The organism is Gulosibacter macacae (assembly GCF_003865375.1).
GTDB classification, from domain to species: domain Bacteria; phylum Actinomycetota; class Actinomycetes; order Actinomycetales; family Microbacteriaceae; genus Gulosibacter; species Gulosibacter macacae.
Map to the genome: position 1 here is coordinate 1 of NZ_RQVS01000015.1, position 18,891 is coordinate 18,891.

General features: G+C 65.0%; 16 protein-coding genes and 1 riboswitch. Of the genes, 4 read left to right on the forward strand and 12 right to left on the reverse strand.

The window, feature by feature from the left end; genetic code table 11:
• Positions 1-397: 397 nt before the first annotated feature.
• The 5 genes from EG850_RS11220 to EG850_RS11240 all read right to left on the reverse strand — a co-directional run bounded on the left by EG850_RS11220 (position 398) and on the right by EG850_RS11240 (position 6,419).
• On the reverse strand, positions 398-1,240 hold the full coding sequence (locus EG850_RS11220) for an ABC transporter ATP-binding protein (protein ID WP_235829305.1): 843 nt from the start codon (positions 1,238-1,240) through the stop codon (positions 398-400).
• Positions 1,237-2,937 carry an ABC transporter permease gene (locus EG850_RS11225; RefSeq protein ID WP_124973518.1) on the reverse strand — a complete coding sequence of 567 codons (1,701 nt, stop codon included), beginning with the start codon at positions 2,935-2,937 and terminating at the stop codon, positions 1,237-1,239. The genes EG850_RS11220 and EG850_RS11225 overlap by 4 nt, the downstream gene beginning before the upstream one ends.
• 19 nt (positions 2,938-2,956) lie before the next feature.
• Positions 2,957-4,024 carry a thiamine ABC transporter substrate-binding protein gene (locus tag EG850_RS11230; RefSeq protein ID WP_124973520.1) on the reverse strand — a complete coding sequence of 356 codons (1,068 nt, stop codon included), beginning with the start codon at positions 4,022-4,024 and terminating at the stop codon, positions 2,957-2,959.
• Positions 4,025-4,071: 47 nt separating this feature from the next.
• A riboswitch (TPP riboswitch) is annotated at positions 4,072-4,178 on the reverse strand.
• A gap of 76 nt (positions 4,179-4,254) precedes the next feature.
• Positions 4,255-5,601 carry an NADP-specific glutamate dehydrogenase gene (gene gdhA, locus EG850_RS11235; protein WP_124973565.1) on the reverse strand — a complete coding sequence of 449 codons (1,347 nt, stop codon included), beginning with the start codon at positions 5,599-5,601 and terminating at the stop codon, positions 4,255-4,257.
• A gap of 59 nt (positions 5,602-5,660) precedes the next feature.
• Positions 5,661-6,419 (reverse strand): hypothetical protein, encoded by a 759-nt coding sequence (locus tag EG850_RS11240; protein WP_124973522.1) that lies wholly within the window; start codon positions 6,417-6,419, stop codon positions 5,661-5,663.
• A gap of 54 nt (positions 6,420-6,473) precedes the next feature.
• On the opposite strand from EG850_RS11240, the gene EG850_RS11245 reads away from it, so the two are divergent.
• On the forward strand, positions 6,474-7,478 hold the full coding sequence (locus EG850_RS11245; protein ID WP_235829306.1) for an acyl-CoA thioesterase: 1,005 nt from the start codon (positions 6,474-6,476) through the stop codon (positions 7,476-7,478).
• Positions 7,479-7,572: 94 nt separating this feature from the next.
• On the opposite strand, the gene EG850_RS11250 is transcribed toward EG850_RS11245, so the two are convergent.
• The 5 genes from EG850_RS11250 to msrA form a co-directional block, all read right to left on the reverse strand.
• On the reverse strand, positions 7,573-8,097 hold the full coding sequence (locus EG850_RS11250; RefSeq protein WP_124973523.1) for an acyl-CoA thioesterase: 525 nt from the start codon (positions 8,095-8,097) through the stop codon (positions 7,573-7,575).
• Positions 8,097-9,779 (reverse strand): energy-dependent translational throttle protein EttA, encoded by a 1,683-nt coding sequence (gene ettA / locus EG850_RS11255; RefSeq protein ID WP_124973527.1) that lies wholly within the window; start codon positions 9,777-9,779, stop codon positions 8,097-8,099. The genes EG850_RS11250 and ettA overlap by 1 nt, the downstream gene beginning before the upstream one ends.
• Positions 9,780-9,855: 76 nt before the next feature.
• A complete protein-coding gene (locus EG850_RS11260) occupies positions 9,856-10,314 on the reverse strand; it encodes a DUF6993 domain-containing protein (RefSeq protein WP_124973529.1) in 459 nt (152 codons plus the stop codon).
• A 61-nt stretch (positions 10,315-10,375) separates the two neighbouring features.
• Positions 10,376-10,960 (reverse strand): single-stranded DNA-binding protein, encoded by a 585-nt coding sequence (locus tag EG850_RS11265; RefSeq protein ID WP_124973531.1) that lies wholly within the window; start codon positions 10,958-10,960, stop codon positions 10,376-10,378.
• Between the two features lie 213 nt (positions 10,961-11,173).
• Positions 11,174-11,698, reverse strand: coding sequence for a peptide-methionine (S)-S-oxide reductase MsrA (gene msrA, locus EG850_RS11270; RefSeq protein WP_124973533.1), 525 nt, complete (start codon positions 11,696-11,698; stop codon positions 11,174-11,176).
• 100 nt (positions 11,699-11,798) lie between these two features.
• Between msrA and EG850_RS11275 the strand changes: the two genes are divergently transcribed.
• Complete coding sequence (locus EG850_RS11275; RefSeq protein ID WP_124973535.1) at positions 11,799-12,062, forward strand: hypothetical protein; 264 nt, start codon at positions 11,799-11,801, stop codon at positions 12,060-12,062.
• A gap of 17 nt (positions 12,063-12,079) precedes the next feature.
• Positions 12,080-12,943, forward strand: a complete 864-nt coding sequence (locus EG850_RS11280; protein ID WP_124973537.1) for an aminotransferase class IV — start codon at positions 12,080-12,082, stop codon at positions 12,941-12,943.
• Positions 12,944-13,060: 117 nt separating this feature from the next.
• Here the strand turns inward: EG850_RS11280 and EG850_RS11285 are convergent, their stop codons facing one another.
• Together EG850_RS11285 and nadE are read right to left on the reverse strand one after the other, a co-directional pair.
• On the reverse strand, positions 13,061-16,462 hold the full coding sequence (locus tag EG850_RS11285) for a transglutaminase family protein (protein ID WP_124973539.1): 3,402 nt from the start codon (positions 16,460-16,462) through the stop codon (positions 13,061-13,063).
• A gap of 46 nt (positions 16,463-16,508) precedes the next feature.
• Positions 16,509-17,333, reverse strand: coding sequence for an ammonia-dependent NAD(+) synthetase (nadE, locus tag EG850_RS11290; protein ID WP_124973541.1), 825 nt, complete (start codon positions 17,331-17,333; stop codon positions 16,509-16,511).
• Positions 17,334-17,520: 187 nt separating this feature from the next.
• Here nadE and nhaA point away from each other — a divergent pair, with 187 nt between their 5' ends.
• Positions 17,521-18,843 carry a Na+/H+ antiporter NhaA gene (gene nhaA, locus EG850_RS11295; protein ID WP_124973543.1) on the forward strand — a complete coding sequence of 441 codons (1,323 nt, stop codon included), beginning with the start codon at positions 17,521-17,523 and terminating at the stop codon, positions 18,841-18,843.
• The last annotated feature ends 48 nt before the right edge of the window (positions 18,844-18,891 follow it).

Sequence of the window (18,891 nt, forward strand, 5' to 3'; positions counted from 1 at the left end):
CACCAACCGGCACAGTCTTGCACGAGAGCAACTTCTCTATCTTAGGAGCCGCGCTTCACCTTGTCAAATTGGCTGGCTGCTGTTCGCGGAACCTGTTTCCACTTGTCCGGGCGTGGCGAAGTCGATGACTTCGGCTTGGCCGGAGCTGTGGAGCTTGTCGCTGCCTTGAGGCCTTCGCGCCTTGCGCTTGGCACCTCGCGGCGACAAGGGAATACATTACGCAGAGTTGGGCATCCGTGCAAACCGAGGCCGAATCCCGGGCGTGTCGGGCCTGTTAAGGCCATTGTGCTTAGAGAGCCTCAGCACACGGTCGACCGCTTCGAGAGCCTCAGCACACGGTCGACCGCTTCGAGAGCCTCAGCACACGCGCACGTGCACCGCAGCTCGCACACCCGAACTAGCTGATACGCAACGACACCTCATCGCCCGGTTCGCCCCGCATCCCCCGCACTTCGGTCACCACATCGAGTAGTTCTACCTGTGTGGTGGTCGGTCGTTGCGCGACGATGCGGCCACGCACTCGCCCGTCAGCACCGAGGAAGTCCCGCACCTCGGTGCTTGCCGGAGCACCAAGCAATTCCTCACGGCTGCCGATCTGGCCGATGCGACCGTCAATCATGATCGCAATGCGGTCAGCGATGGCGGACGCCTCCTGCTGATCGTGCGTTACGTGCACCGCGCTGATACCGGCAGCGCGAATGATGTCGCGCAGCTCAACCGACAGCCGCTCCCGCAGCGCACGGTCGAGTGCAGAGAGCGGCTCATCGAGCAACAGCATTTGCGGAGCCGGTGCGAGTGCCCGCGCCAGCGCCACTCGTTGCGCCTGTCCACCTGAAAGCGTCGCCACCGACCGTGACTCATAGCCTTCGAGACCAACGAGCTCGAGCATTTCGGCAACGCGCTCAGCCCGCGCGGCCCGGGGCATCCCGGTGGTTTCGAGACCATAGGCAATATTTCGACCAACCGATCGGTGCGGGAACAACTGGCCGTCCTGAAACACCATGCCGCAACCACGCTCGTGGGTGGGCGTGGCCACGACGCTGTACCCATGCATCCTGATGTCACCGGCGGCAACCGGCTCGAGGCCGGCGATCGCACGAAGCAGGGTCGACTTGCCCGAGCCCGAGGCTCCGAGTAAAGCCACGATCTCGCCCTCGGCGACCTCAAGATCTACATCGTGCAGCGCCACAAACTTGCCGTAGGTGACCGAGAGGTCACGCACCTCAAGTGCTGGAATCACCACAGATCACCTCCAGAACCTCGCGGCCGCAGCCGCTCGCTGAGCATCATGACGCCGGCTGTGACAAGCGCGAGCAGGGTCGCCGCGGCCATCGCCATGCCGTAGTTGTCGGCTCCGGGTCGCCCGAGCACCCGCACAATGAGCACCGGCAGAGTCAGGTAATCCGGCCGGGCGAGGAACGACGTCGCGCCGAACTCCCCGAGCGACATGGCAAACGCGAAACCAGCCGCCGTGCCGATGCCGCGGGCCAATACGGGGCCGTCGATCGTGCGCAGGATTCGTCCGGGTCCGGCGCCGAGCGTCGCCGCCACTTCGCGTTGTCGCGGATCGATTGCCCGAAGCGCAGGCACCAATACGCGGATGACGAGTGGCAACGCCACTACCGCCTGCGCAAATGGCACGAGCAGGCCCGAGCGCGCAACTTCGGGCCAGGCCACCTGCAGCGAAATAACGAAACCGAACCCCACCGTCACGGCAGATACGCCAAGCGGCAACATGATGGCGCCATCGAGGATGCGTTGGCGTCGCGCCCATTTCGCACCGGCGCGTCGCGAAAGTGCCAGTGCGAGCGGAACACCGATCGCGAGCGAAATCCACGTGGCGTCGATTGCAATGCGCACCGAGTGATCGAGCGCTTCGAGCATGGTCGTACCGCCGGCAAACCCCGACCCCGAGGTGGCGAGCAGCGCAAAGTTGCCGAAGCCAAACCCATCCCGGCTCGCGAGTGCGCGCAGGGCGAGCGCCACGAGCGGGGCGATGATGAGCCCACCAATGACGAGCAACGTCAGTGCGAACGCGGGCATGTCGGCTCGGCCGAGCGGATGGGTCGTGGCATCGCGCATCCGCAATGCCGTCTCGGTGCCGCGACGCAAGCGGTTGGCGACGAGCACCGCCACCACGACGATAAGGAATTGCAGGCACGAGAGCGCCGCCGCCGTTCGCAGGTCAAGCAAGGTCGTCGTCTGCACGTAGATTTCGGTTTCGAGCGTGCCGCCGCCCGGTCGACCGAGGGTTTGCACGATGCCGAACGCTGTCGAGCAGAACAAGAACACGATGCTCGCGGCCGAGGCAATCGCCGGCACCAATTGCGGCAGTGTCACCGTGGTGAATGCGCGTAGCGGCGAGGCACCGAGCGTGCGGGCGGCCTCGGCTGAGCGTGGATCGAGCGATGCCCAGAGTGGGCCGACAGTTCGCACGACGACCGAAAAATTGAAGAACACCATCGCAAGCACAACAGCTGTGGTCGTGCCGTCGAGGCCGAGGAATCCGAGTGGTCCGCGATCGGCAAGGAGCGCGCGAAAGGCGACACCGACGACGACGGTCGGCAAGACGAACGGCATGGTGGCGACGGCGCGCAGCAGGTTTCGTCCAGGGAACCGACAGCGATAGAGCACATAGGCGCCGGGGGTGCCGAGGAGAACCGCACCTGCCGTACCAGCGAGGGCAAGCCAGAGCGTCTGCCCGAGGATGCGCCAGGTGCGCGCCTGGGTGAGCACCTCACCAAACGCTCCCCCATCGCCTGTGCCGGCATCGCTCACCCCGCGCCAAAGCATGGAGCCGACGGGCCAGAGAAAGAAGACCGCGAGGAACGCGACCGGGATGATCACCGCGAGTGACCACGCGACCGGGGCGGCGAGCTTTGGGGCTCGCCGCCCGTGGTCGACGTGTGGTGTCGTCACCCGCGTGATCGGGGTCATCTAGTGATTATTGCCGTCGTTACCGCGACTCATTCAGGGTGGTCCACTCACTGATCCACGCGGTGCGGTTTGCCGCGACGGTGGCAGCGTCGAGATCGAGCGGGTTCGCGCTCAGTGCGGCGAATTCGCTCCATTCGGTCGGGAGCGACACGCGGTCGTCGACCGGGTACATGTACATGTTGTCGGGGAGCCCTGCCTGGAACTCGTTTGAAAGCAAGTAGTCGATGAACGCCTGGGCGCCCTCCGGGTTCTTCGCACCAGCCACGACGCCGGCGTACTCCACCTGGGTGGTACACGTGGCCTCGATCGACCCGGTGGCTCCACCGGTGTAAGCAGGCGACGACGAGTAGCTCAACACGAGCGGGTAAGCGCCTTTGCCGTCGGCTCCCGAAAAGTCGGTGTAGTACGCATCCGACCAGCCCGCAGCCACCTTGGTGCCGCCAGCGAGCAGCGCCTTCCAGTAGTCCTGCCAACCGTCCTCACCCTTCGCCGCGATGGTGGCCACGAGGAAGGCGAGACCGGGCGATGAGGTCGCCGGGTCGGTGACGACAAGCAGCTTCGCGTACTCAGGCTCGGCAAGCTGATCGAGCGTGGTCGGCTCGGCAACACCGTTCGCGGCAAACCACTCGTGGTCGATGTTGATGCACACCTGGCCCATGTCGATCGGCGTGAGTTCGCTGCCGACCGAGTAGGTCTTGGCCGATTCGGGCAGCGCCGGTGAGCCGTACGGTGCGAGCGCGCCCGCGTCTATTACCGCCTGGGCTGAGTAGTTGTCGATGCCGTAGACACCGTCGACCGTCGGCGCATCCTTGCTCAGAATGAGCTGATTCACCACGAAGCCGGCGTCACCGGGTGCCGTGGTGACGAGTGTGTAGCCCGAGGCCGCCTCGAACGCGGCAATCTGCTCCTCGCTGATGTTGAACGAGTCGTGCGTGAGGATCGTGACGGTGCCATTGCTTGCGCCCGTTGAGTCGGTGCTCGACGGAGCTTGCTGGCCAATGGCCGAGCATCCGGTGAGCGCGAGCCCTAGGGCTGCGGTCGCGGCCAGAGCGCGGATGCCTCGCGCGGTAATGGTGTGACGCTTCATTGCTACCTCCATGCGTTGATGGAGGGCCTGCGGCACGAAATGCGCCGCAGGGAGAGATCCCGACTCCCTACGCCGGTGCTAACCGGTTCAGGTTCGAGGGTCTGCGGATACGCCGCACTCTCAGCGCCCCGCGGGCGCTCCCCTGTCGTCACGAGCCACCCTAGCAGTCGGGAAACGGGTTGCGGCCCACGAAGCGCGATGCTTCGCGGGCCGCAGAGCCAACAGGTCGTCTAGACGAGACCCTGGGCGATCATGGCGTCAACCACCTTGGTGAAGCCAGCGATGTTGGCGCCAAGCACATAATCGTCGGGGTGGCCGTAAGTGGCCGCCGTCGAGCGGCAACGCTCGTGCACGTCAACCATAATTTCGTCGAGACGCGCTTCGGTGTATTCGAACGACCAGGCGTCACGCGAGGCGTTCTGCTGCATTTCGAGCGCGCTCGTGGCGACACCGCCCGAGTTCACGGCCTTCGCCGGACCGAAGAGCACCTGCGAGGAGTCGCGGAACATCGTTGCGGCGCGAGGAGTGCACGGCATGTTCGCGCCCTCGGCGACGACCTGCACGCCATTGGCGATGAGTGCGCGGGCGGCGTTCTCGTCGAGTTCGTTCTGCGTGGCGCACGGGAGTGCAACGTCGACCGGCACTTGCCAGACGTCGGCAATGTTCGAGCGGTACTCCACCTGGCGTCCGCGACGATCGGCGTAGTCGCCAATGCGGCCACGCTCGGTGAGCTTGACCTGCTTGAGGAGCTCAAGGTCGATGCCGTCGGGGTCATAGATGCATCCGGTCGAGTCAGATGCGGTGACGACGCGAGCGCCGAGCTGCTGGGCCTTTTCGATTGCGTAGATCGCGACATTGCCCGAACCCGACACCGAGACGCGCTTGCCGTCAAGGTTCTCGCCGCGGGTGGCGAGCTGCTCGCGAGCGAAGAAGATCGTGCCATAGCCGGTCGCTTCGGTGCGCACGAGCGAACCACCCCAGGTGAGGCCCTTGCCGGTGAAGACGCCCGCCTCAAAGCGGTTGCGAATGCGCTTGTACTGGCCGAACATGTAGCCGATTTCGCGCGTGCCGACGCCGATGTCGCCAGCGGGCACGTCGGTGTATTCGCCGATGTGGCGGTAAAGCTCGGTCATGAACGACTGGCAGAAGTTCATGATGTCGGAGTCGCTGCGACCGCGCGGGTCAAAGTTTGCGCCACCCTTACCGCCACCGATCGGCAGACCGGTGAGCGCGTTCTTAAAGATCTGTTCGAAGCCAAGGAACTTGACGATGCCGAGGTTCACCGAGGGGTGAAACCGCAGGCCGCCCTTGTAAGGGCCGAGGGCCGAGTTGAACTCGACGCGGTAGCCGCGGTTGATATGCGCATTGCCGCTGTCGTCGCGCCACGGCACGCGGAAGATGATCTGGCGCTCGGGCTCACAGAGGCGGCGGATGAGGTCTTCATCGAGGTATTCGGGATGCTGTTCCAGCACCGGTGCCAGCGAGTCGAGCACCTCGGCCACGGCCTGGTGGAACTCCGGTTCGCCGCCATTGCGCTCGAATACGTCCTGCTTCAACGTATCGATCGTCGCGTGCATATTCGCCACGGATGCAGCCTCCTCTTCAGGCCGGGCCAACACCCGGCAACGAAACGAGTTTAGTTCCCATCAGGCGTCGGCGCAGAATACCGCTGAACGAGCACCTGTCCGCGCGGGGTTGCAAGTCGCCACCAGCCGTCGGCAACTGCCACGGTGACCGGGGACTTTTCATCGAGGAAGCCGAGGGCATGCGCCGCGAAAGCAGCACCTGCCGGCGGCAGGTCATCGGCACGGTCGTTGCCGTCGACACGCACTGCATCCGGCAGTTCGCGAGTCCAAGTTTCTGTGCGCACTCGCTCGGCACGCACTTGGCCGAGCATGCCGCCGGTGGCATTGACCACCTGCGCGATATCGGCCATGCCCTCGTCGGCGACCCGGATGAGCGCGGCCGCGTCGAGTGCGGCCACCCGCTCCCAGCCCGCGCGCGGTGGGCGGCGGCCAGTCCACGCCTCAAGAAGGCGCTCGGGCGGCACCGGCAGGCTGAGCGCCGCGAGGTCATCGGCGGGCGTGCGGGCGAGTCGATCGAGGAGACCCCGCAGCGGCACCACCACATCAAAGGCGCCGTCAACCACGTCGACGGGGTCGGCACCGAGCACGGTCGCGGGGAGCGCACGCACGCCGAGCACGAGCGGTGAACGATCGAGGATGCCCGCGGGACGCAGCACGGGCACCCAGCAGGCCACTGCATCCGGTCGCGTACCGCCGCCGCTGATGTGTTGCAGCCGCACTGCTCCGTCTTCAATGCGACCGGCCCGACCGAGGAAGGTGGCCAGATCGTCGCGCAGGCGCGGGTCATCGAAAGAGATCGTCGCAGTCATCCCGCCCACCCTACGCCGCCAGTTTCAAGGCGCTGTGCCTAGGCTGACGGTGTGATGCCCAAGTCTGCCAACCCCGAGTCTGCCAACCCCGTGCCTGTCGACCCCATGCCTGCAAGCGCCGTGCCACCGTCGCCGCATTGGACTCCGGAGGGATTGCGCGCTCCCGAGTTGCCGACCCAGGTCGATCTCTCGCAATTGCCGCCGATGCAATCGTTCTTGCGGGCAATGCAGCTCGATAACCCCGGCGCACGCACTCGCGATGACACCTTCACCGGGACGAACATTTGGGATCTCTACGATCGCGTGTTCGGTGGCCAGGCCGTGGCGCAATCGGTGATCGCGGCCGGGCATACCGTTGATGATGATCGCGTCATCCACTCGATTCACGGGTACTTCATGCGGCCTGGCAATGTGGATGAACCGCTCACGTTCTCGGTGTCGCGGCTCTTTGACGGCGCCTCGTTTTCGACGCGCTCGGTAACCGCGTATCAGAACCGCTTGCCGATGTTCACGATGCTCTGCTCGTTCCAGTTGCCGCAGGAAGGACTCGAGCACTCAATTTCGATGCCGGAGGGCATTCCCGACCCGGATTCACTACCCGATGAGGGACCGATCGTGAGCGCGGTAAGTGAGGATCTCGCGAACTACTGGGTGTACCGCCGACCGTTCCACATTCGTCACGTGGAGGGTCAGATTTACACGGCCCCGGCCGCGACGCGCACGAATCACCAGGCGGTGTGGTTCAAGGCAGTCGAGACGCTGCCGGATGATGACCACCTGCATCGGGCTGCGCTCGGATTCCTGAGCGATTACACCGTGCTCGAGTCGCTCTTGCGGTCGCACGGACTGTCGTGGGCGACGCCGGGATTGCGCGCAGCGAACCTTGACCATGCGGTGTGGTGGCATCGTTCGGCGCGGGTCGATGAGTGGTTGCTCTATCTGCAGGAGTCGTCGACGACACAGGGTGGGCGGGGCCTCATCCAGGGTCGTATTTTCACGCGCGAGGGTCTGCTTGTCGCGACGGTGACCCAAGAGGGCATGGTGCGCGTCAGCGAGTAGGCGCAGGCCGCTTCGCGTACTGAGGCCCTCGAAGCACGCTTGCACTTCGAGGGCCTCAGCGCGCCAACAGCGAGAGCCTCAGGCGGTCGGTCGACTACTTGCGGTCGGCACGCATCGCGACGCGCTCACCGAGGAACGGCTGCCAAGCGGCTCGTTCGTCGTCGTTGATCCGGCGGGGGCGCTGCGTTTCGGGATCAATGAGCACGATCGTCGAGCGCGCCACGGTGTGCAGCAAGCGCGGATCGTCACCGACCGGGCTGTACACCGCATATGAGATCTCGGCCGAGGCAGAGCCGATTTCGCTGATCCACATCTCCACATCGATCGGGTCGAGCGCGTGGCCAATCGGCACGCGGTATTCGATCGCGTGGGCTGCGATGAGCGTGATGGTGTCAGCGTTGTCGCCGGCGCCAACTACCGCGAGCGGTCGGGTCGGATCGTAGCTGCCGTCTGGTGCACGCCAGAACGCCGAGATTCGCGCCTCTTCAAGGAGCGAAAACATGGTGGCGTTGTTGACGTGTCCGTAGGCATCGAGGTCGCGCCACCGAACCGGCACCGGTACGTGTACGCGCCGGTGGCCGTCGGTGTCGCCGGTGACGAAGCAGTCGCGAGCGATCATTAGTCGCGCGTGAGCTTGCGGTAGGTCACCCGCGACGGCTTTGCCGCTTCGGGGCCGAGACGCTCGATCTTATTGGCCTCGTATCCCTCGAAGTTGCCCTCGAACCAGTACCAGTTTGACGGGTCGTCTTCGGTGCCCTCATAGGCGAGGATGTGGGTCGCGACGCGGTCGAGGAACCACCGGTCGTGCGTGATGACCACAGCGCATCCGGGGTATTCGAGCAGTGCGTTCTCGAGGCTCGAGAGCGTTTCGACGTCGAGGTCGTTAGTCGGCTCGTCAAGGAGCAAGAGGTTGCCACCCTGCTTGAGCGTGAGCGCGAGGTTGAGGCGGTTGCGCTCACCACCCGAGAGCACGCCGGCCTTCTTCTGCTGGTCGGGGCCCTTGAAGCCGAACGACGAGACATAGGCACGCGAGGGAATTTCAACCTGACCGACCTGAATGTAGTCGAGTCCGTCGCTGACGACCTGCCACACATTCTGCTCGGGGTCGATGCCCGCACGTGACTGGTCGACGTACGAAATCTTGACCGTCTCACCGATCTTGAGGTCGCCACCATCGAGTTCTTCGAGGCCAACGATCGACTTGAACAGCGTCGACTTACCGACACCGTTCGGGCCGATGATGCCGACGATGCCGTTGCGGGGCAGCGAGAAGGTGAGGTTGTCGAAAAGCACGCGCTCGCCGAAACCCTTCTTCAGGTTCGTGGCTTCGAGCACAACATTGCCCAGGCGCGGCCCCGGCGGAATCTGAATCTCTTCGAAGTCAAGCTTGCGAGTGCGCTCCGCCTCAGCAGCCATCTCTTCGTAGCGAGCAAGACGAGCCTTCGACTTCGCCTGGCGGCCCTTGGTGTTTGAACGCACCCACTCGAGTTCTTCGGCAAGACGCTTCGCGAGTTTCGCATCCTTCTTGCCCTGGATCTGCAGGCGCTCGGCCTTCTTCTCGAGGTAGGTCGTGTAGTTGCCCTCGTACGGGTAGAGGCGGCCGCGGTCGACCTCGGCGATCCACTGTGCGACGTGGTCGAGGAAGTACCGGTCGTGGGTGATCGCAATCACGGCGCCGGGGTACTTCTGCAGGTGCTGCTCGAGCCAGAGCACACTCTCGGCGTCGAGGTGGTTGGTTGGCTCATCGAGGAGCAGCAGGTCGGGCTTCTCGAGCAGCAACTTGCACAGTGCCACGCGGCGGCGCTCGCCGCCCGAGAGGTTCGTCACCGGCTCGTCGGCAGGCGGGCAGCGCAGTGCATCCATCGCCTGTTCGAGCTGCGAGTCGAGATCCCACGCGTCGAGCGCGTCGATCTCGGTCTGCAGGGTGCCCATTTCTTCCATGAGCTTGTCGAAGTCGGCGTCGGGGTCGGCCATTTCGTTCGAGATCTCGTTGAAGCGGTCGAGCTTGCCCTTAATGTCGGCAACGCCCTCTTCAACGTTCTCACGCACGGTCTTCGTCTCGTCGAGCGGCGGTTCCTGCAACAGGATGCCGACCGAGAAGCCCGGCGTGAGCTTAGCTTCACCATTCGACGGGGTGTCGAGCCCCGCCATGATCTTGAGGATCGTCGACTTACCGGCACCGTTGGGGCCAACCATGCCAATCTTGGCGCCGGGGAAGAACGACATCGTAACGTCGTCGAGAATGAGCTTGTCGCCCACCTTCTTGCGGGCGCGGACCATTTGATAGATGTACTCGGCCATGTCGTCCAGTCTACGGATGGGCCCGGCTACGGGCAGAGTGGGAGCGGTGAATCGGACCGCTCAGGACCACGGCACCTTACCAGTCAATGGGCTCCGGCTTCCCCATGAGGCACTGACCGGAGTCAGTTGGTGCCGCCATTTCCGACGAGTAGCCGCGAGCGCCCCACTGCCCGAGCAGACACTGATCGTCAGGCATTTTGACCGCGACGATCATGAAATCAACTTCCAGGCCGATCGCCGTCTCATCAGCCGTGACTTCCATGCGCGACTTGTCGAAGCCTGCGTTGACGAGGGTGTCGACCATGGTCTTGCGGTCTGGCTTCGGGTTCGCAGCAATGAGCTGTTCGAGCGTGTAGTCGAAGAACGGCTTATTCGCCTCGGCGCCGCCATCGGGCACAAAGGTGGGAATCTCGACCGCTGTGGTCTCGGTCGGTGCGATGGTCTCGGTCGGCGCGGGGGTGCCCTGCGTGCATCCTGTGAGCAGGGCACCCACTGCGAGCGACACGGTGGCAGTGACAAGGCGGAATCGGCGCACGGACGACCTTTCAAGAACAATCAACCCGTGCATCCTACGTCGCCACCTTGACGGTGCCTGGTCAGAAGGGTGTTTCGACCGCTCCCGGTGCCGCCCAAGCCAGCTCGCGCTCGGTGTCGACAACCTCGCCGGTCTCGGGGTCGACCTGAACTTCGGCGTCGGGCTCGGGCTCGGGCTCGGTTCGTGCGAACGTCGGCGCCTGGTAGTCGGCAGCAGCCATCGGATGCAGCACTGACGGCACCTCTGAACGCTCGGTTTCCGGGGTGGGGTCGTCAGCAGTCGGCTGGTTTTCGGATGCGCGCTTCGTCGCCGATACCGGGCCGACCGTGAGGTCATGACCGATAGCGCCGGCAACGATTTCGGGTCGGATGCGCTTAATGCCGCCCTCAGGCGTGTACTCATTGAGCTGCAGGCGACCCTGCACAATGAGCCGCTGACCCTTCGTGACCGAGGCGTTGACATTCGTGGCGAGCGACCGGAAGCAGGTCACCGAGTACCAATTCGTGTCGCCGTTCTCCCAACCATTCTCGGTGCGACGGCGTTCGGTGCTCGCAATGCGAAAGGTGGCTCGGGGCATGCCCGAGTCGTGCACCTTGAACTCGGGGTTCGTGCCCACGGTGCCGACGATGGTGATGTGGTCCTGCATGTCTTCTCCTATTCAGCCGCGGCGCGGCACGAGTCAGTTCGCGCCGTGGTGACGCGAGCCAGGTGCGCCCGGCGGGGTGGTGCCGTGCGATTGCTCCCCCGCCGGACGCGTGCACATAGTGCACTTCGCTGCCGACTTACGACCCGGAAAAGGGCTACCCCTGTGGATCAATGAGATTCCACAGGGGTAGCGGTAGAGGTCTGTGCTGCGGAGTTACTGCATCCACTCGGCGAAGCCGGCCCGCACCTTGCGCACTTTGGGCACGGCAACGGCTTGGCAGTACCCATTACCCGGGTTCTTCGCGAAGTAGTCCTGGTGGTAGTCCTCGGCCTCCCACCAGGTGCCGAGCGGCTCAATCGTGGTGACGGTGCTACCGCCCCAGAGTTCGTCAGCTCGCTCGAGCGCGGCGGCGAACTTCTCGCGTTGGGATTCGTCGGCCGGGAACATCGCTGACCGATACTGCGTGCCAATGTCGTTGCCCTGGCGGTTGAGCTGACGAGGGTCATGCAGCGTAAAGAACATGTCGAGTACGACATCACCCGGAATCACGTTCTCATCGAAGTCAATGCGAACTGCCTCGGCATGACCAGTCGTGCCAGTGCAGACCGAGCGATAGTCGGGGTTCTCCGTGTCGCCACCGGTGTAACCAGACACGACATCGCTCACGCCCCGCACGCCTCGATACACCGCATCCAAACACCAGAAGCAGCCACCAGCGAGCACATATGAAGTCGTCATGTCGGCAACTTTACGGCGACAAGCTGGCGATGTCGGAGGCTCCACCTACCCTGCTAGCGAACACCCATCCAGCACGTTGAATTCGAGGGAAGGACCACTCATGACCGCCGTCGCCAGCTCCGCCCCCATGCTTCACCTCCACCTCGGCCCGACGACGATCGAGCGGCGCGGGCTCCGTTGCGTGCGCATCACTGATCGTCGCTGGCGGGTCACCCAACCCGGCGGTGCCATCGTCGGCTACCTCGACGAGCGCGATTCGGGCAGCTGGGTGGTGGCGCGCATGACTCCTGATCGGCGATCATTCATGGAACTCGGCTCGCACCCGAGTTTTGACGACGCGTTTGACAGCCTGCGGCGCGGCTAGGCCACTACGCTGACGCCATGACGTCGCCTTCTGCAACTCCGGCAAACCTCGTCGCACTTCTCGACGGCACGGTCGTCGATGTGGCCTCGCCCCTGATTCGCGCCGATGATTTGGGGCTCGTGCGCGGCGATGGCATATTCGACGTGGCACACGGTCACAACGGTCGAGTGCCAGGGCTTGAGGCGCACCTCGGCCGACTCGCCGATTCGGCACGCATTCTCGTATTGCCCGAGCCTGATTTTGACGGCTACCGCCGAGCCGTGGATGCACTGGTTGAGGCTTGGGACTGGCAGGCAGAGCCCGAAGCGCTCATCCGCATGGTGTTCACTCGCGGCCCGGAGGCCGGTGGCGACCCCACGAGCTTCGTGATGATTGCGCCGGTTTCGGCGACCGCGAAACGCGAGCGCGAGGGTGTACGGGTGGTCGTGCTCGATCGCGGCATGGAGGGCGAAGGCATCGTCGACCTGCCGTGGCTGCTGCCCGGCGCGAAGAGCCTGTCGTACGGCATCAACATGGCCGCAAAGCGGTGGGCCGTCGCGAACGGTGCCGATGACGCACTGTTCATCACGCCGAGCGGCCGCCTGCTCGAGGGCCCGACGTCAACGCTCGTTGTTGATCTCGATGGAGCGCTGCGCACGCCGACGCAAGACGGCATTCTTAAGTCGATCACGCTTGAAGACCTCTTTGCGAAGGGGCCGGCGGCTGGCCTCGACGTTGCGTTTGCCGATCTGCAATTGGCTGATCTCGACCGCATCCGCGGGGCGTGGCTGCTGTCTTCTGGTCGCATCCTCGCGCCAATCACACACCTCGATGGCAAGCCGGTACCGCGCTCGCCGCTGCACGACGAACTCGCGCGCGTACTCGAGGTGCCGGGCGCATAGGCGTGCGGATGGTCTCGAAGCACTCGTGCTGAGGTCCTCGAAGCACTCGTGCTGAGGTTCTCGAAGCACGCGGCACTTCGAGAACCTCAGGGCACGACCGGGCCTCAGCCCGCGCGGTCAGCCGATCTGGATGCGCTGATGCGGCTCGTCGGGTTCCGGTCCAGTCGTCGGCACCTCGACTTCAAGCTCATCCCCGGCTTCGCGGGCTGCGTTTGATCCCGGCAGGAATCGACGCAGGTCGAGCGTGTACGGGTATTCGCGATGATCGGTTTCGAGCATCCCGGTGCCCTCAGGCCGAGCCTGCTCAAGCACGCCACCACTGAGCCCGAGCGTCTCAAAGCGGTTCGAGCGGCGCGATTCAGCTTCCACCGCGTTCACCGGCGGGCGCTCGTACGTGCGACCACCCGGATGCACGACGTGATAGGTGAAGCCGCCGAGCGAGCGGCCATTCCACGTGTCAACGAGGTCGAACACGAGCGGCGAGTGCACGCCCATGGTCGGATGCAGCGACGACGAGGGCGCCCAAGCCCGGTACCGCACGCCACCAATGACGGTGCCGGTGCGCAGTTCGTGCAACGGCACCGGGACCCCATTGCAGGTGACCCGGTGTCGGCCCTCGATGAGCCCCGTCGCCCGCAATTGCACGCGCTCGACCGACGAGTCGACGTAGCGCGAGGTGCCAGTAGCGGTGGCTTCTTCGCCAAGCACATGCCAAGGCTCAATCGCATGCCGCAGTTCGAGATCGACACCATCGATGCGTGCTTCGCCGATGCGCGGGAACCGGAATTCGAGGAAGGCGTCAAACCAGGCCGGATCCATGCGCAGCTCGGTGCCAGTGGTCGCGAGGTAATCGTTCACATCAGCGATGACGTCGTGCAGATCGGCGGCCGCATAGTCGGGCAGGAGGTAGCGGTCGTGGAGGCGAGTGCCCCAGCGCACGAGATCGCGACGGTACGGCTCGTGCCAGAACTTTGCGACAAGGGCACGGATGAGGAGGGCCTGCACGAGCGCCATCCGCGGATGCGGCGGCATCTCAAAGGCGCGCATCTCGAGGAGGCCCAAGCGCCCACGGGCCGGCCCGAACGGTTCGTAGAGCTTGTCGATGCAGAACTCAGCACGGTGCGTGTTGCCCGTCGTGTCGGTGAGAAGGTTCCGCAGCAGGCCACCGACTTCGGCGAACTCGGCCGGGGCGATGCGCTCGAGTTCCGCGAACGCGATCTCGAGTTCGTAGAGTGTTTCGGCTCGGCCCTCATCCACGCGCGGCGCCTGCGAGGTCGGCCCGATGAAGCGACCCGAGAATACGTACGAAAGCGCCGGGTGGTGCTGCCAATAGGTGATGAGCGAGCGCAGCAGGTCGGGGCGGCGCAGCAGCGGTGAATCGGCCGGAGTCGCTCCGCCGAGGGTGAAGTGGTTGCCGCCGCCAGTTCCGGTGTGCGTGCCATCGAGATCGAACTTCTCGGTGATCAGGCGCGAGAGTCGAGCATCCTCGTAGAGCCCGAAGGTGAGGTCGCGCAGGCTCGGCCAATCGCTCGTCGGCGGGGTGTTCACCTCGATCACGCCCGGGTCTGGAGTGACCGACATCGTTTGCACGCGCTCGTCGGTGGGCAGCGGATAGCCCTCGATGACGACCGGTGCGCCCGTTGCGGCGGCGGCGTTTTCGATGGCGCTGATGAGTTCGAGCGCGTGCTCAAGTGCCGTGAGCGGCGGGAGGAAGACGAAGTAGCGACCCTCGCGCTCTTCCACGACAAGTGCGTGGCGGGGTGCGTCTTCAATATCGAGCACCTGCGCCGGCTGCGGGGCGTCAGGGGTGGATGCGAGTGGCTCGAACCCGTGTGTGAGGTCGCGTTCTTCTTCGCTCGGCGGCTCCGACCAGGCAATCGACGAGAGCGGCAGTCGGTAGCCTGCGGGCGAATCCCCAGCGACGAGGTAAAGCTCGCGCCGACGCGGGCGCCACATCGCGGTACCCCACGCATCCTCGTCAGGAACTCGGAAGAGCGGCACGACCTGCGCCCGGGCATCCCCCGGCTCGTCCAACTGTTCGACCAGGTTGGCTCGCGCAGCCGCATCGGCAGGGCGTTCCTCGGGATCGATCCCCGGCCGCTCCCCCTGGGGAGCCATCGCTTCGCGCAGCGCTTCCGCCAGCGCATCCTCGTAGGCGGCAATGACGAACGACGGGTCAACGCCCATGCCCTTCGCGATCTCGGCCGCGAGCGCCGCGACAGTTGCGGTCGCCTCGGCTGAACCCGGCTCAACCACGGGCTCGTTCCATGGGGATGCGAGGAGCGTCTGATCGCGCCAGATCGGCTCGCCGTCGGTGCGCCAGGTGAGGGCGATCTGCCAGCGCGGCAGCGGCTCGCCGGGGTACCACTTGCCCTGGCCGTGGTGCACGAGACCGAGTGGCGAGAGGCGCGTGCGCAAACGGTCGGCGAGGTCTTGTGCGAGCTGGCGTTTTTCGGGGCCGTCGGCGGCGCCGTTCCACTGCGGGGTGGTCGCGTCATCGAGCGAGACGAACGTGGGTTCACCACCCATCGTGAGGCGCACATCGGCTTCAGCGAGGATGCCGTCAAGGTGCACGCCGAGCGCGTCGACTCGCTCCCACTCGCTGTCGGAGTAGGGCTTGGTCACACGCGGGTCTTCGTGTACGCGGGTGACTTCGTTGCTGAACGAGAAACTCACGCCCACCGGGGCCGTGGCACCCGAGATCGGTGCTGCGGCTGAGGGGCTTGGCGTGCACGAGAGCGGGATGTGGCCCTCCCCCGCGAACAGTCCACTCGTCGCGTCGAGGCCAACCCAGCCGGCGCCCGGCACGAACACTTCGGCCCAGGCGTGCAGGTCGGTGAAGTCTTCGGCGGGGCCGGAAGGTCCATCGAGCGATTCGACGTCGCTCGTGAGTTGCACGAGATAGCCCGACACGAAGCGAGCCGCGAGCCCAAGGCGACGCAGTACGGCCACGAGCAGCCAGGCTGAGTCGCGGCAGGAGCCGAGCGCGCGGGTGATCGTTTCGTCGGGCGTCTGCACGCCGGCTTCCATGCGCACTGTGTAGTCGACATCGTCACGGATGCGGCGGTTGAGATCGACGAGGAAGTCAACGATCGGCGGGCCGTCTTCAGGGATGCTGATGTTGCGTTCAATCCAGCCGTCGACGAGCGCCGATTCGACGTCGCTGCGGTAGGGCGCGAGGCTCGCGGCAAGGTCGTCGGGGTAAGCGAAGGGGAAGCGGCTTGCGTAGTCCTCGACGAAGAAGTCGAAGGGGTTGATCACCGTCATATCAGCGACGAGGTCGACGGTGATCGAGAGCTCTTCGGCCGGGTTCGGGAACACGAGACGCGCGAGCCAGTTACCGAAGGGGTCTTGCTGCCAATTGATGAAGTGGTCGGCAGGTTCGACCGTGAGCGAGTACGAGGTCACCGGCGTGCGGCTATGCGCGGCCGGGCGCAGTCGAACGGTATGAGGGAACACCTTGACCGGCTCGTCGAAGGTGTACGTGGTTCGATGCTGAAGAGCTACCCGTATGGTCACGGGCACATTCTAGGGAGTGATGCCGTGGGGAAACCACACTGGGTTGTCAACGCCACCAGTCGTCGCTCGGCGCCACCGGAAGGTGTCGCTTGTGCCGCGAGCGCTGGTAGTAGCCCTCGATCTTTTCGGCCACCTCGTCGGCGACCTCACCGCCGGTGAGATAGGTGTCGATATCGGCGTAGCTGAGGCCAAGTTCGACCTCGTCGGGGCGACCGGGGATGCCGTCAAGAAGGTCGGCGGTCGGCACCTTGAGATAGAGCCGTTCGTTCGCGCCGAGGTGTTCGAGGAGCTGTCTCCCCTGTGATTTTGTGAGCCCCGACAGCGGTAGGAGGTCGGCAGCGCCGTCACCGAACTTGGTGAAGAAGCCGGTGACCGCTTCGGCTGCGTGGTCGGTGCCAATCACGAGCATGCGCTCGTCGCCGGCGACTGCGAATTGCGCGATCATCCGCATCCGCGCCTTGTTGTTACCGCGGGTGAAGTCAGTGAATTCGGCGTCGAAGCCCGAGCCTGTGAAGCCTTCGTCGAGGCCAACAACGGCCGGTTTGATATCAACCGTGAGCACCTCGTCAGCCTGGATGAATTCGAGGGCGAGCTGCGCATCCGCCTCATCGAGTTGCACGCCGTGCGGCAGGCGCATCGCCACAAACTTCGCCTCGGCACCCTCGGCACGAAGCTCTTCGGCCGCGAGTTGCGCGAGCCGTCCCGCGAGCGTCGAGTCTTGCCCGCCCGAGATGCCGAGCACGAAGCCGCGGGAGTGGGCGGCGCGCAGGTAGTCCTTGAGGAAGTCGATGCGGCGGCGAATCTCGGCCACCGGGTCAATCGCGGCGTTGACGCCGAGTTCACGGATGATCTGAGCCTGCTGGGTGCGCATGGCGCCGATTCTGCCACGCGCGTATCCGCGGTTCACCGTGTGCTGAGGCAATCGAAGCACTACGCCGCACCTGCGCGACCACCCGTCGGCTAGGCTTGCCCGCGGTGAGCCGGGAAGTCTGGTCGGCACGACGCCGGAGTCGATGAACTCTGCGTCGTTCGTTGTCTGACCATCCCCTGAGGACTCCATGAACCCGTCGACGTCGACGTCGCAACCCACCGCATCCTCCGAAGCTGCGTTCGCCCCGGCCACCACCGACGCAGATCGCAGCGAAGTCGCGCGCCTTAGCGCGATCATGAGCAAAGAGACGATCGGCGGTGGCCTGCTCATCGCTGCGGCCGCGCTCGGAATCGTGCTCGCGAACTCACCGCTTGCCGAGTGGTATTTCGGCCTGCGCGATAGCTACGCCGGCGTGCAGGTTGGTGAGTGGTCGTTCGAAATGTCGATCGGGCATTGGGCCGCTGACGGCTTCCTCGCCGTGTTTTTCTTTCTTGCCGGGCTCGAACTCAAGCGCGAGTTTGTCGCGGGCGACCTGCGCAAACCCTCGCGTGCGGCCATCCCGATTGTCGCGGCGTTCGGCGGTGTCGCCGTTCCTGCGCTCATCTTCGTTGCGATCAACTGGTCGAGCCCCGACACCCTGCACGGCTGGGCGATTCCGACCGCGACCGATATTGCCTTCGCCATCGCGGTGCTCGCCGTCGTCGGCTCGAAACTGCCGCTGGCACTGCGCACCTTCTTGTTGACGCTTGCGGTCGTCGATGACCTCATCGCCATCAGCATCATCGCGATCTTCTACACCTCAGCTCTGCAGCTTTGGTACCTCCTCGCCGCGATGGTGCCGCTCGCGCTCTACTGGGTCGTCGCGCACCGTCGCCGCGATCTCTTCCGCCGTGACCTCGGCGCGGCCTGGTACATGCTGCTGCCGCTGGGCCTTGTCTGCTGGATGCTCTTCTATCTCTCGGGCGTGCACGCGACGATCGCCGGGGTGCTCCTCGGATTCGCCGTGCCGGTGCGACCGCGAGGCAAAGAGGACCCATCTCTGCCGAGTCTTGCCGAGACCTTCGAGCACCGGTTCCGGCCGCTGTCGGCCGGCATCTGCGTGCCGATCTTCGCGTTCTTCTCGGCCGGCGTCTCGTTCTCGGGGCTCGGAGGTGACGGCGATGGATTGCTCGCGCCGGTCTCGCTTGGCATCATGCTCGCGCTCTTGTTGGGCAAGCCGCTCGGAATCACCTTGGCCGTGTGGCTTACGACGCGAGTGCGCGGCATCAACCTGGATACATCCATTCGTTGGCTCGACGTGTTTGCGCTGGCAACGCTGGCCGGTATTGGGTTCACGGTGTCGTTGCTCATCGCGGAGCTGTCGTTCCCTGTCGGTGACCCCTCGCACGAGCTTGCGAAGGTTGCGATCTTCATCGCTTCGGGCATCGCTGCGATCGTCGGTGGTGGGATGCTCTGGTTCCGCGGCCGCTCGCACGCCCGCGCCGGCGCCGACACCCACGCCGAGGGCTAATCCGCGCGCTTCCGCCTATTCCGCGCGTTGCAGCGTGCGGTTTAGGCG

Coding starts and splice junctions, on each gene's coding strand:
- EG850_RS11225 (WP_124973518.1), bottom strand. CDS start 2,937: ATGACCCCGATCACGCGGGTGACGACACCACACGTCGACCACGGGCGG.
- EG850_RS11230 (WP_124973520.1), bottom strand. CDS start 4,024: ATGAAGCGTCACACCATTACCGCGCGAGGCATCCGCGCTCTGGCCGCG.
- gdhA (WP_124973565.1), bottom strand. CDS start 5,601: ATGCACGCGACGATCGATACGTTGAAGCAGGACGTATTCGAGCGCAAT.
- EG850_RS11240 (WP_124973522.1), bottom strand. CDS start 6,419: ATGACTGCGACGATCTCTTTCGATGACCCGCGCCTGCGCGACGATCTG.
- EG850_RS11245 (WP_235829306.1), top strand. CDS start 6,474: ATGCCCAAGTCTGCCAACCCCGAGTCTGCCAACCCCGTGCCTGTCGAC.
- EG850_RS11250 (WP_124973523.1), bottom strand. CDS start 8,097: ATGATCGCTCGCGACTGCTTCGTCACCGGCGACACCGACGGCCACCGG.
- ettA (WP_124973527.1), bottom strand. CDS start 9,779: ATGGCCGAGTACATCTATCAAATGGTCCGCGCCCGCAAGAAGGTGGGC.
- EG850_RS11265 (WP_124973531.1), bottom strand. CDS start 10,960: ATGCAGGACCACATCACCATCGTCGGCACCGTGGGCACGAACCCCGAG.
- msrA (WP_124973533.1), bottom strand. CDS start 11,698: ATGACGACTTCATATGTGCTCGCTGGTGGCTGCTTCTGGTGTTTGGAT.
- EG850_RS11275 (WP_124973535.1), top strand. CDS start 11,799: ATGACCGCCGTCGCCAGCTCCGCCCCCATGCTTCACCTCCACCTCGGC.
- EG850_RS11280 (WP_124973537.1), top strand. CDS start 12,080: ATGACGTCGCCTTCTGCAACTCCGGCAAACCTCGTCGCACTTCTCGAC.
- nadE (WP_124973541.1), bottom strand. CDS start 17,333: ATGCGCACCCAGCAGGCTCAGATCATCCGTGAACTCGGCGTCAACGCC.
- nhaA (WP_124973543.1), top strand. CDS start 17,521: ATGAACCCGTCGACGTCGACGTCGCAACCCACCGCATCCTCCGAAGCT.